General features: G+C 69.0%; 12 protein-coding genes. 7 read left to right on the forward strand and 5 right to left on the reverse strand.

Annotation, left to right across the window (positions count from 1 at the left end; all coding sequences use genetic code 11):
• A partial coding sequence (locus ACIRDX_RS16015) for a winged helix-turn-helix domain-containing protein (protein WP_396626439.1) occupies nt 1-429 on the forward strand: 429 nt, incomplete at its 5' end.
• 160 nt (nt 430-589) lie between these two features.
• Here the strand turns inward: ACIRDX_RS16015 and ACIRDX_RS16020 are convergent.
• On the reverse strand, nt 590-1,135 hold the full coding sequence (locus ACIRDX_RS16020) for a CHRD domain-containing protein (protein ID WP_396626440.1): 546 nt from the start codon (nt 1,133-1,135) through the stop codon (nt 590-592).
• A 156-nt stretch (nt 1,136-1,291) separates the two neighbouring features.
• Nucleotides 1,292-2,593 (reverse strand): aminotransferase class V-fold PLP-dependent enzyme, encoded by a 1,302-nt coding sequence (locus ACIRDX_RS16025; protein WP_396626441.1) that lies wholly within the window; start codon nt 2,591-2,593, stop codon nt 1,292-1,294.
• 341 nt (nt 2,594-2,934) lie between these two features.
• Here ACIRDX_RS16025 and ACIRDX_RS16030 point away from each other — a divergent pair, with 341 nt between their 5' ends.
• Nucleotides 2,935-3,162 (forward strand): PEP-CTERM sorting domain-containing protein, encoded by a 228-nt coding sequence (locus tag ACIRDX_RS16030; RefSeq protein WP_396626442.1) that lies wholly within the window; start codon nt 2,935-2,937, stop codon nt 3,160-3,162.
• Nucleotides 3,163-3,941: 779 nt separating this feature from the next.
• A complete protein-coding gene (locus tag ACIRDX_RS16035; protein ID WP_396626443.1) occupies nt 3,942-4,655 on the forward strand; it encodes a PEP-CTERM sorting domain-containing protein in 714 nt (237 codons plus the stop codon).
• Nucleotides 4,656-4,851: 196 nt separating this feature from the next.
• Here the strand turns inward: ACIRDX_RS16035 and ACIRDX_RS16040 are convergent, their stop codons facing one another.
• A complete protein-coding gene (locus tag ACIRDX_RS16040; protein WP_396626444.1) occupies nt 4,852-5,520 on the reverse strand; it encodes a potassium channel family protein in 669 nt (222 codons plus the stop codon).
• Between the two features lie 68 nt (nt 5,521-5,588).
• Complete coding sequence (locus ACIRDX_RS16045; protein ID WP_396626445.1) at nt 5,589-6,959, reverse strand: TrkH family potassium uptake protein; 1,371 nt, start codon at nt 6,957-6,959, stop codon at nt 5,589-5,591.
• A 191-nt stretch (nt 6,960-7,150) separates the two neighbouring features.
• Between ACIRDX_RS16045 and ACIRDX_RS16050 the strand changes: the two genes are divergently transcribed.
• The 4 genes from ACIRDX_RS16050 to ACIRDX_RS16065 are packed head-to-tail and all read left to right on the forward strand — an operon-like array spanning nt 7,151 to nt 11,235.
• Nucleotides 7,151-7,810, forward strand: coding sequence for a (2Fe-2S)-binding protein (locus ACIRDX_RS16050; protein ID WP_396626446.1), 660 nt, complete (start codon nt 7,151-7,153; stop codon nt 7,808-7,810).
• The gene (locus tag ACIRDX_RS16055) at nt 7,803-10,007 is read left to right on the forward strand and encodes a xanthine dehydrogenase family protein molybdopterin-binding subunit (protein ID WP_396626447.1); all 2,205 of its coding nucleotides are present in this window, start codon (nt 7,803-7,805) and stop codon (nt 10,005-10,007) included. The genes ACIRDX_RS16050 and ACIRDX_RS16055 overlap by 8 nt, the downstream gene beginning before the upstream one ends.
• Nucleotides 10,004-10,984 carry an FAD binding domain-containing protein gene (locus tag ACIRDX_RS16060; RefSeq protein WP_396626448.1) on the forward strand — a complete coding sequence of 327 codons (981 nt, stop codon included), beginning with the start codon at nt 10,004-10,006 and terminating at the stop codon, nt 10,982-10,984. The genes ACIRDX_RS16055 and ACIRDX_RS16060 overlap by 4 nt, the downstream gene beginning before the upstream one ends.
• 11 nt (nt 10,985-10,995) lie before the next feature.
• Entirely contained in the window at nt 10,996-11,235 is a 240-nt protein-coding gene (locus ACIRDX_RS16065; RefSeq protein ID WP_396626449.1) for a hypothetical protein, read from the forward strand.
• 140 nt (nt 11,236-11,375) lie between these two features.
• Here ACIRDX_RS16065 and ACIRDX_RS16070 read toward each other — a convergent pair.
• On the reverse strand, nt 11,376-11,830 hold a 455-nt coding region (locus ACIRDX_RS16070), incomplete at its 5' end, for a PEP-CTERM sorting domain-containing protein (RefSeq protein ID WP_396626450.1).

Raw genomic sequence — 11,830 nt, forward strand, 5'->3', positions numbered from 1 at the left:
GACACGGTGGTGGGCCTGAAGCTCGGCGCCGACGACTACCTGTCGAAACCGTTCGAGATGATGGAACTGCTGGCGCGCATCGAGGCGCGCCTGCGCCGGCGGGCGCCGCCCCCGACGCCCCCCGCGAACGAGGGCTACCAGTTCGGCGAGGTGCGGGTCGACTACCGCAGCGCCGAGGTGTTCCGCGGCGATGGCCTGATCGAGCTGTCGGCCCGCGAGTACCAGCTGCTGCGCTACCTCATCGAGCACCGCAACGAGGTCATCTCCCGCGACCAGTTGCTCAACGAGGTGTGGGGCTACAACTCCATGCCGTCGACGCGCACGGTGGACGTGCACGTGGCGTGGCTGCGCCAGAAGATCGAGCCCAACCCGCGCCATCCGCAGTTCCTGCTGACGGTGCACGGGCTGGGGTACCGCTTCGTCGGCTAAGGCCGCCGACTTCGAAAGGCAGAAGAGTAGAAGAGCAGAAGTAACGAGGGCAGGGCGGGAAGGTCGAAAGCGGAAAGCCTTCAAGCTTGAAGGCTTTGGCAGCTTTCGGGCTTTGTCCTTCCCGGTTTGCCTTCTACTCTTCTACTCTTCTGCTCTTGCTCTACTTCCGCGGCTGGGTGCAGAGTGCGACGCCGTTGAACGTGTTGGCCGCGGCGCTCTCCGGGCACAACTGGCCGCGGACCTCGCCGCCGGGGTTGGCCTGCGAGTGCACGTTCACGTAGGCCGCGCCGCTCGCGATCGCGAACGCCACTTCCTCGAAGAACCGGATGCCCGATTCGGGCCGGGCGATCAGCTCGCTGGCCCGCGCGCTGCCCTTCAACTGGAACGACCCCGACTGGCCGACCGCGGCCACCGGGAAGTTGATGACGATCGGGCCATTCACGCCGGCCGTGGCCGCGTGGATGTGCGCGGCCACGATGCCCGACGGCAGGTTGAAGATGTTGACCTCGTAGTCGATGGTGCCTGCGCCACGATCGACGGTCACCACGGCCTCGCCGTGCGCGCCAGCGCTCACGGCCGGCACTTCGTTGCCACCTCCGAGCATCGCGCGCACCGTCACGCGGTTGGGGTTCTGGGCGAGCGCGGGGGTCGCCGCGCACAACACCGCAGCGCACACGGCTGCGGCAAGACGGATCTGTCCTGACATCTGAACCTCTCCTCTGGGTTGGGCAGGGTCAGCATACCGGAACAATTCAGAATTGAGGAATCGGGGAATTGAGCGCGGGGCGGACCTGGTCAGCTCTGCCGAGGAGTTGGCGTTGCTCGCCCCGCACTCAATTCCTGAATTCTGAATTCTGAATTGCTACGCAGTAGCCGGCAGGCCCTTCGCCAGGATGCGCTCGATCGTGTCGGCGAAGGTGTCGACTTCCTCGAGCGTCGTGTAGACGTTGGGCGTCACGCGGATGCCCTCGAACTCGGCGTGCTTGATCGGCGTGACGATGATGCGGTGCTGGGCGTAGAGGTGGGCGGCCAGGCGGCCCGAGTCGAGCCCGGGCGTGCCGAGGTTGCCGATGGCGCCGCCCTGCGCCGGATCGAAGCTGGTGTGGATCGTGGTCTTCGGGTGCTCCGACAGCCGCTTCATCCAGCGGTTGCGGAGGTACTGCAGCCGCGCGATCTTCCGCTCGCCGCCGATCGTGTGGTGGTAGACGCGCGCCTCGGCGATGGCATTGTGGTTGGCGGCCGGGTGCGTGCCGACTTCCTCGAACTTGCGGATGTCGCCGGCCTTGCTGGCCGCGGCGGGCGTGAGCGGCCAGAGATCGGCGATGCGCTCCCTGCGCACGTACAGGAAGCCGGTGCCGATGGGGGCGAGCAGCCACTTGTGCAGGCTCGTGCCGTAGTAGTCGCAGCCGAGGTCGCGGATCTGGAAGGGGAAGTGCCCGAACGCGTGGGCGCCATCGACGATGGTGCGGACGCCGCGGGCGCGGGCCATGCGGCAGATGTCGGCGACGGGGAAGATCTGCCCGGTCAGGTTGGTGATGTGGCAGAAGTGCAGGACCTTGGTCTTCGGCGTCAGGGCGCGCTCGAGGCGCTGCGCGAGGTCGGCCATCGAGGGCGGCGGCACCGGGAACGACACCTTGGTGAGCGTGATGCCGTCGCGGCGGACGCGCTGCTCCCAGGTGTCGAGCATGCGGCCGTAGTCCTGGGTGGTCGTGACCACCTCGTCGCCGGGCTGCAGGTCGATGCCGAGCTGGGCGATCTGGAGGGCTTCGCTGGCGTTGCGGGTGATCGCCAGTTCTTCGGGGTCGCAGCCGGCGTCGTGCGCCAGGCCGATGCGGACGCGCTCGAGGTTGGGTTCCTGCTCCTGCCACATGTTGAACACGGGCGCCTGGTTGGCGTGGTCGAGGTAGCGCTTGAACGCCTCGTGGACCACGCGCGGGCTGGGGCAGACGCCGCCATTGTTCAGGTTGACTACCGTGCGGTCGAGGGTGAAGCCGAGCTGCACCTCGCGCCAGAAGTCCTCGTCGGCGGCCAGCTCGGCCGGGGTGCGGCCACGCACCTGATCGGCGGCGCGGGCCATGTGGGCGAGGCCATCCACGGTCAAGGCCGCCGCCACGGCGGTGCTCGTGGTGCCGAGGCGGGAGAGGAACGCACGGCGAGAGTTCATCAGCGACTCCTGCTGCAGGGGTCCGCGGAGTCTAGCACGCAGGGGCGATGGGGCAGCCTGGTGCGGATCCTCATGCCTCCGGAGCGGGCGCGTTATCGCGTCTTGGCGCTAGAGAAGTCTCCGTGTGGGAGGCCGGAAACACCGATCCGAGACGATTTGTCTCCACAGGAAGCGACTTCCGGATCTGCCTGAGGACGATCCAGGGACAAACACTGGGGAACAGATACTTTCCGTGGTTGGCATCGCGCTTGCTTTAGAAGTGGTCAGACCGGCGTCGGCCCCAACACGATGCCCCCCTTCTCTTCCCGGGATGTCCGCGAAGACGTAGGCGGTCACCTCTCATGCGATCCAGCGTTGTCCTGTTCTCGTTTCTTGTCGTCTCGTCCCTGATCGCGTCGTCGTCCGACGCGCAGCCGCTCGACCCCACTTCGTCGGCGTGCAAGGCTGCCGATACGGCCTGCGCGGAAGCCATCGACGCCCAGTTGGTGCCGGAGCCGGCCTCGCTCGTGCTCCTCGGGGTCGGCCTGTTCGGCGCCGGCGTGGCCACGAGGCGCAAGTCGGCCAACTGACGCCGCACTCATCCTGGCGCGACACCGCGCCAGCCATGTCCATCCCGGCGCCCTGCAGATGCAGGGGCCGGCGACACGCCCGGCATTCGCTCCCCTCGAGTGCCGGGCGTTGCCGTGTCATCAGCTCAGGGGCTGGGGGACACGGACGGGGCTAGGGGCTGGGAGCTCGGGACAGGGACGGCACAGGGGCTCGGGAGCTCGGGACGGGGGCTAGGAGCTCGGGGCTCGGGGCTCGGCAACCACGTCGGCGGAACGGGGGCTCGGAACGGGGGCTGGGAGCTCGGGGCTCGGAAACCACACCAGCGAATCGGCGGCTCGGAGCTCGCCCAAGGGCGACAGCTGCGACCTACGTCGGGCCCGTCGCCCCGTGGTGGCTTTCGAGCTCCCAGCCCCCAGCCCCTAGCGCTTTCCTAGCCCCCAGCCCCTAGCCCCCAATTCCCAGGCCTGTCCCTGTCCCTGACGGGGAGGGCGGTGTTCGCTTGACCGTCACTCTACGGCTCAGGCCGACTCTCTTGTGTCAGTAAGTCGTCATTTAAATTCTCGATTGAGGAGACTTTCAGCTTTATAAAATCATCTAGTCTTCAAAATCGGTGACTTTTGGATCGGCGAGCACGACTTCATCAATCCCTACCCAAAGTGAATGTGGCAAAAAACGCCAGCAATCTCGCAGAAATCGCTCCGCTCGAGACTTGGCACGGCCTTCGCTATGTGAAGGGGCATCAAGTTTCCGGTGGCAGGTGCCCCAGCGCCAGGCGCCCAATTCGTAGGGGAGAGTCCTGATGAAGCTGTTCGCTGCTGTTGCTGTCGCTGCCGTCCTCGGCGCCGTGTCCACCGTCGCCTCGGCGGCCCCCATCACGACGTCCTGCCCCGGCAGCACGACGGCTTCCAGCACCGTTCGCGTGTTCACGGTGACGCTCGACGGCGCCACGGCCGCGTGCCTCCAGTTCGGCGAGGGCAACCTCACGGGGAACACCGCGAACGGCGACGCCTTCCTCGACGCCAACCCGACCTACTTCCTGGTCGACAAGAGCGACAACACCAGCGGCACCTTCAACGGTGCCCTGAGCGGCGGCCCGTTCACGGGCGTGCTCACGGGGACCTTCACGATCAACCCCGCCGCCTGGACCAACATGGCGAGCCTCGCCTTCGGCCTGAAGAGCGGCGGCACGCAGGGCACCAACGACTGGGCCGTGTTCGGCCTGCCGGTTGGCACGCTGACCGGATCGTGGGCCATCACCGGTCCCCAGCAGGCCATCTCGCACTCGCTGCTCTACGGCCAGGCCAACGGCGGCGGCAACGGTGGCACCAACGGCGGTGGCAACGGCGGCACCAACGGTGGTGGTAACGGTGGCACCAACGGCGGCACCAACGGCGGCGACCCCGGCAACGGCGGCGGTAACGGTGGTGGCAACGGCGGCAACGTGCCCGAGCCCGCCTCGATGAGCCTGATCGGCCTCGGCCTCGCCGGCGCCGCGGTGCTCCGCCGCAAGTAAGGTCCTTTCACGAGCCATCGCCGGCCCCACGCGAGGCCGGCCCCACGGCTCCCCAGCCAGGCGGGAGGCCCCGGTCGTAGCCCAGGCTACGTACCGGGGCTTTCTCGTTCCGGTGCCGTGTGCCCCGCGGCGGCGGCGCGGCCAGCGATAACGCGCGGGCGACAGGCAGCCTGTCGCCTGTGGCCTGCAGCCCGTCCTACCTGATCGCCTCGATCAAGGCCAGCTTCTCGTTGCTGCCGAGCAGCGCCAGCACATCGCCATTGCGCAGCACCTCGTCGGCGGGGGGAGAGACGAGCGTCTCCTCCTTCCCACCCACCTGCCGCTTGATGGCCACCAGTGTGAGCCCGTGCCGGGCCCGCAGGTCGATGCTGCGCAGGGTGTGGTCCACGAACGACGCCGGCACGCCCACCTCGACCAGCGAGAAGTCCTTCGACAACGCGATGTAGTCGAGCGCGTTGGGGATCACCAGGCTGCGCGCGGTGCGCTCGGCCATCTCGCGCTCCGGGAAGATCACCCGCGACACCCCCACCTTCTCGAGGATGCGGCCGTGCAGCGGCGAGGCGGCCTTGGCGATGATCGTCTCCACGCCGAGGTCCTTCACCTGCATGACGATCAGCAGGCTCGCCTCGATGTTCTCGCCGATCGAGATGATGGCGACGTCGGCCTCGCCGACGCCCGCCTGCCGCAGCGCCCGGATGTCGGTGGCGTCGATCTGCAGCGCGTTGCTGGTGAGCTCGCCCATCTCGCGCACGCGGTCCTCGCTGTCGTCGACGCCGATGACGTCCTGCCCGAGCGAGATGAGGGTGGAAGCGACGGCGGACCCGAAGCGACCGAGACCGATGACGGCGTAGAGGCGTTTGGACATGTCAGTTCACGACACGGGTAGCGGGTACCGGGTACCGGGTACCGGGTTCGGCGTTCGGCGTTGCAGCATCAGCCAATCAGTACTTTCCCCTCCGGGTAGCGGACGCGCGATCGCTCGGTGCGGTGTGCGACCGCGATCAGCAGGGTCAGCGGGCCGAGGCGGCCGGCGAACATCATCGCCGCGATGAGCACCTGCCCGGTCCTCGAGAAGTGGCCGCTCAGGCTCAGCGGACTCGATCCCTCGCCGGTCGACATGCCGACCGTGCCGAAGGCCGAGACCACCTCGAACAGCGTGGGGAGCAACTCGCGCCCTTCCCGGGCGAGGAGCACGGCGGCCAGCGCGTTGACGGCCAGGAACGCCATCAGGCAGATCAGGAAGGCCCGCATGATCTGCTCGGGCGGGATCCGTCGCCGGAACACCAGCGCGTCGCGCTCCCCGCGCGCGGTGGCCCACAGCGCCGCCATCAGCACGCCGACGGTGCTCACCTTCACGCCGCCGCCCGTGCCGCCCGGCGCCGCCCCGATGAACATCAGGATCATCATCACGAACAGTGCGCTCGGCTGGCAGGCGCCGATGGCGATCGAGTTGAAGCCGGCCGTCCGGGTGATCGCCGACTGGAACCATGCGGCCATCCACGCCTGCCCCGCCGGCAGGGCGCCGAGGGTGAGCGGGTTGTCGCGCTCGGCGGCGTAGATCGCCACCGTGCCGCCCACGAGCAGGATGGCCGTCATGGCGATGACCAGTTGCGAGTGGACCGACAGCCGCAGGTTCCGTCGCCGCAGCGACCCTACCTCGAGGATGGTGAAGAACCCGATGCCGCCGAGGATCACCAGCGCCGACACGGTCAGCAGCACCACCGGCTCGTCCGTGGCGCCGACCAGGTTGTCGGAGAACAGCGAGAACCCCGCGTTGTTGAACGCCGACACCGCGTGGAACACGCCGAGCCAGGCGCCGCGCCCGACGCCGTGGGTCCCGGACCACCACAGGCCGAGGATGAGCGCGCCGAGCGCCTCGAACACGACCGTGACCCGGAACACCGACAGGGCGAAGCGGACGACCTCGCCCGGCGAGAAGACGTTGAGGCCCTCGCTGAGCGTCTGCCGCTCCTGCAGCGTGATCCGTCGTCCGAGGGCGACGCCGATGAGCGTCGAGAGGGTCATGTAGCCGAGCCCGCCGGCCTGGATCAGGAGGAGGACGACGACCTGCCCGAACACGGAGAAGTCGACGGGCGTGTCGAGCACGATGAGTCCGGTGACGCACACGGCCGAGGTGGCAGTGAACAGCACCGACACGAAGGGCAGACGGACGCCGCTGGCCGACGCGGCGGGGAGCGACAGCAACAGGGTGCCCAGCGCGACGAGCCCGAGGAAGCTCAGCACGAGCAGCTGCGGCGGACTGAGCGACCGTCGCCGCGAGGGGCTCACCACAGGAACAAGCACGGGACCGAATCTTACTGCGCAGCGCGATCCCTGGAGGTAGGGCGCGAGACCGATGACCGACCTTCGTCAGCCAAAGACACTGCGACGTCAATGAGAGACCTTCGACATTCCCGGCATGGCGGCATCGCAGCATTCCCCGTGATAGCCTGTGGCGCGACGGCAGTCTCTGCACCCCTGACAGCGAGGTCCTCGTGTCCGAACACACGCGTTCACGCCCGGCCGGCGAGGAAGTCCTCACCTCCGCCTCCGCGGAGGCGTCGGCGTCCGGTCCCAACTTCTCCCGCCGCACGTTCCTGAAGTCGGTCGGCGTCACCCCCGTGGTGGCGGCCGCCATCGCGCCCGAAGCCGCCGAGGCACAGGGCGCCACGGTCGTCGGCCCCGACGCTGCACCGCTCACGCTCACCATCAACGGCCAGAAGAAGACGGTGACCGTCGAGCCGCGCACGACCCTGCTCGACGCCATGCGCCAGCAGCTCGATCTCACCGGCGCCAAGCGCGTGTGCGATCGCGGCTCCTGCGGCGCCTGCACGGTGGTCATCGACAAGCGCACGGCGTACGCCTGCTCGGTGCTGGCGGTCGACGCCGAGGGCGCCGACATCCGCACGATCGAGGGGCTCACGCAGGGCACCGTGCTCCACCCGGTGCAGCAGGCCATCTTCGAGAAGGACGGCACGATGTGCGGCTTCTGCACGCCGGGCTTCGTGATGTCGACCGTGGCCCTGCTCGAGAAGACGCCGAACCCGACGGCCGCACAGGCCAAGAAGGCGCTCGACGGCAACATCTGCCGCTGCGGCACCTATGTCCGCCTGCTCGAGGCGGCGCTGGCAGTGAAGGGAGGCGCGCGTGGCTGACGAACCGGTGGTCCCCATCGAGGAGATGGGCGGGCAGGTCGCCGAGGTGAACCTCCCGGCGAGCGCGAACCCGAACTCGCCGTACGCGTGGCCGAAGGAGCGTCGCCTCCTGAGCACGCGCGTGAACCGCATCGACGGCCCGCTGAAGGTGGCGGGCCGCGCGAAGTACTCCTACGACATCAAGCGCCCCGGCATGCTGTACGGCCGGATCCTGCGCTCGCCCCACCCGCACGCGCGCGTCGTGTCGATCGACCTGGCGCCGGCGCTGAAGATGCCGGGCGTGAAGGCGGCCGTGTCGATCGCCAAGGCGGGCGGCAAGGTGATGTACGTGGGCGACGAGGTCGCGGCCGTGGCCGCGGCCACCGAGGATCAAGCCCGCGACGCGGCGCGCGCCATCAAGGTCGAGTACGAGGTGCTGCCCTTCCTCGCGTCGGTCGAGCAGGCGATGCAACCCGAGGCGCCCGTCGTGTTCGAGGGCGGCAACGTGAAGGCGTCGCAGACGGAGGAGGAAGGCAACCTGCAGGCCGGCTTCGCGGCCGCCGCGCACGTCGTCGAGCAGACCTACGCGACGCAGGTGCAGACGCACGTCTCGCTCGAGACGCACGGCTGCGTGTGCGAGTGGGAGGGCGACAAGCTCACGGCCTGGGTGAGCACGCAGGCCGTACACGGCACGCGCGAGGGCTTCGCGACCAGCCTCGGCATCCCGCAGGCCAACGTGCGCGTGATCACCGAGCACATGGGCGGCGGGTTCGGTAGCAAGTTCGGCCCCGACGTCCAGGGCATCGCGTGCGCGCGCCTCGCGAAGGAAGCGAAGGCGGCGGTGCAGCTGATGCTGGATCGGCGCGAGGAGCACCTGGCGGCGGGCAACCGGCCGTCGGCGGTCGCGAAGATCAAGGCGGGCGTGTCGGCCGACGGCATGCTGACGGCCTTCGACGGCGAGAGCTGGGGCACGGGCGGCGCGGGCGCGTCCTCGGGCTTCCCGCTGCCGTACATCTACACGTTCCCGAACCGGCGACGCGTCCACAAGGACGTGTACATCAACGCCGGCCAGCAGCGTGCGATGCGCGCGCCGGGTCATCCGCAGGGCTGCTTCATCACCGAGATGCTGATGGACGAGCTCGCGGATCGCGTGAAGATGGATCCGATCGAGTTCCGCATCCGCAACCTGCCGCCGCAGGCGCCCAACGCGATGTGGCGCGAGTACTTCAAGGTGGGCGCGGCGAAGTTCGGCTGGGACAAGCGCCACCCGACCGGTGATCCGACGCCCGGCCCGATCAAGCGCGGCATGGGCTGCGCGGCCAATCGCTGGGGCGGCGGCGGGCGCGGCACGCAGGCGCAGTGCGAGATCCTGCCGGACGGCGGCGTCGTCGTGCGGTGCGGCACGCAGGATCTGGGGGTCGGCACGCGCACGCTGATCGCCATCATCGCGGCCGAGACGCTCGGCCTGCAGGTGAAGGACATCAAGGTCGAGCTCGGCGACAGCAACTACCCCTTCAGCGGCGGCAGCGGTGGGTCGACGACGGCGCCGGCGGTGTCGCCGGCAATTCGCGTGACGGTGAGCAAGGCGCTGCTGGAGCTCGGCACGCGCGTGCTCGGCGTCCCGGCCGACCAGGTGGCGGCCAGTAACGGCCGCGTGCACGTGAAGGGCAACCCGTCGAAGGGACTGTCCTGGGCCGAGGCCTGCAGGAAGCTGCAGACCACACCGGTGTCGGTCAACGCGGGTTGGGAGCAGGGGCTCTCGGCCAGCGGATCGAGCGGTGTGCAGTTCGCCGAGGTCTCGGTGGACATCGAGACGGGCGTGGCCAAGGTCGAGCGCATCCTCTGCGTGCAGGACTGCGGCCTCATCGTCAACCAGATGGCCGCCGAGAGCCAGTGCATCGGCGGGATGGTCATGGGCGTCGGCTACGCCCTGTACGAGGATCGCATCCTGGACCGGAACACCGCCATGCAGGTGAACCCGAACATGGAGTGGTACCTGGTGCCGGGCATGAGCGACATCCCGAAGATCGACATCATGCTGATGAACCAGCCGGAACGCGGGGTGATCGGCATCGGCGAGCCGCCGACGATCTCGACGGCGGCCGCGATTGCCAACGCCGTGGCCAATGCCATCGGCGTGCGCGTGCGGAGCATCCCGCTCACGCCGCAGAAGGTGCTCACCGCCCTCGAGGGCGAGCGCGCAGGAGGCACGCTGTGAAGCCGTTCTCTTACGTGAAGGCCGCAGACGAGAAGCAGGCGCTCGCGGCGCTCGGGCGCGAGCGTGGCAAGGTGCTGCCGCTGGCCGGCGGCATGGACCTGGTGTCGTTGCTCAAGGACCGCATCGCGACGCCCGATCGCGTCGTCAACGTGAAGGGGCTCGACGGCACGATCACCGCGACGCCCGACGGCGGCCTGCGCATCGGCGCGGCCGTGCGGCTGGTGGACCTGATGGCCCACGCCGCGGTGACGTCGCAGTACGCCGCGCTGGCGGAAGCCGCCAGCGAGACCGGCACGCCGCAGATCCGCAACCTCGGCACCGTCGGCGGCAACCTGATGCAGCGGCCACGCTGCTGGTACTTCCGCAACGAGGAGTTCCCGTGCCTGAAGAAGGGCGGCGCGCGGTGCTACTCGGTGGACGGCGAGAACCAGTTCCACGCCATCCTCGGCGGCGGGCCGTGCCACATCGTGCATCCGTCGAGCCTGGCGGTGCCGCTGGTGGCCTTCGGCGCGAAGCTGCGCATTGCCGGGCCGCGCGGCGAGAAGGAAGTGCTCGCCGAGGAGTTCTACGAGCTGCCCGAGCGCAACCTGTACGGCGAGACCGCGCTGCGCCCGGATGAGCTGCTCACGCACGTCATCCTGCCGCCGGCGAAGTCGATGAAGAGTGCGACCTACGAGGTGCGCTTCAGGAGCTCGCACGACTGGCCGATCGCGTTTGCCAGCGTGGCACTCTCGATTGCCAACGGCACCGTGTCGGACGCGCGCGTGGTGCTCGGCGCGGTGGCGCCGATCCCCTGGCGCTCGCCGGAGGCCGAGGCCGCGCTGAAGGGCCAGCCCGCCAACGAGGCGACCGCCATCAAGGCCGCCGAGGCGGCCCTGGCCGGCGCGACCCCCATGACCCAGAACGCGTACAAGGTGCAGATTGCCAAGACCGCGCTGAAGCGGGCGATCCTGCACGCGGCCGGCGTGTCGGCCTAGCGAGGTGTCCCGTGGCTGATCATCCCGTTCCCGAATCCCGTCTCGTGACGCCCGAGGCCCATTGCGCCCACCTGCGTCACAAGGGCATGTACGTCCTCTCCACCCCTGATCCCGGTGAGCTGAAGCACGCCGGCAACTGGGACGCCACGGCCTACTGGTGCACCCACACGCAGAAGGCCATGGGCCCCGACGGCAGCCCCGCCAACGCCGCCTGCTGCGTCAGCGGCAACGGCCGCGGCTGCTGCCACTAGAAGGCCGGCAGTCGGCAGTCGGCAGTCGGCAGTCGAAGGTAGGGCCGGCTGTCCCAGCCCGGCCCTGAAGAGGTAGCGCGGGGTGTCCTCACCCCGCCGCTGCCGCGACGTGCGCTTCATTCTGAATTCTGAACCCTGAATCACTGACGGCGCCGGCGCGCGGCCACGCCCAGCAGCGCCGCGCCCAGCAGGCTCAGCGTCACCGGTTCCGGCACCGCGTTCACCGACACACTGTCGATGAGCGGCCCGGTCGAGCCCATGTTCACGTCGCCGGAGAAGGCGATGCGGGTCGTCGTGTTCGTGGCGACGAACCGGATGCGTCCCGAGTCGCGCCAGTCCGCACCAGCACCCGTGGCCGTGGAGTGCGTGAACGAGCCGAGCGGCAGGATGAGGACGTTCGTGCCGCCGTCGCGGATGGTCCAGTTGCCCGTCTTGGCCACGCCCAACTGGCTGCCCTGACCGTTGCTGAACGGGTTGTCGGAGTACCAGAAGCGGAAGTCGTACGTCATGCCCGGCATGGTGTTGATGAACTGGTACACGCCCCCGCGGCTGAACCCATTCAGGTCGAGCCACTGGTTCCCGTCGTGCGCGACGA

The sequence above is a fragment of the Luteitalea sp. genome, assembly GCF_044337415.1.
Taxonomy (GTDB): Bacteria; Acidobacteriota; Vicinamibacteria; order Vicinamibacterales; family Vicinamibacteraceae; genus Luteitalea.

Bases quoted from the DNA above. Each gene is read 5' to 3' on its own strand.
- ACIRDX_RS16020 (WP_396626440.1), bottom strand. From the start codon at position 1,135: ATGTCAGGACAGATCCGTCTTGCCGCAGCCGTGTGCGCTGCGGTGTTG.
- ACIRDX_RS16025 (WP_396626441.1), bottom strand. From the start codon at position 2,593: ATGAACTCTCGCCGTGCGTTCCTCTCCCGCCTCGGCACCACGAGCACC.
- ACIRDX_RS16030 (WP_396626442.1), top strand. From the start codon at position 2,935: ATGCGATCCAGCGTTGTCCTGTTCTCGTTTCTTGTCGTCTCGTCCCTG.
- ACIRDX_RS16035 (WP_396626443.1), top strand. From the start codon at position 3,942: ATGAAGCTGTTCGCTGCTGTTGCTGTCGCTGCCGTCCTCGGCGCCGTG.
- ACIRDX_RS16040 (WP_396626444.1), bottom strand. From the start codon at position 5,520: ATGTCCAAACGCCTCTACGCCGTCATCGGTCTCGGTCGCTTCGGGTCC.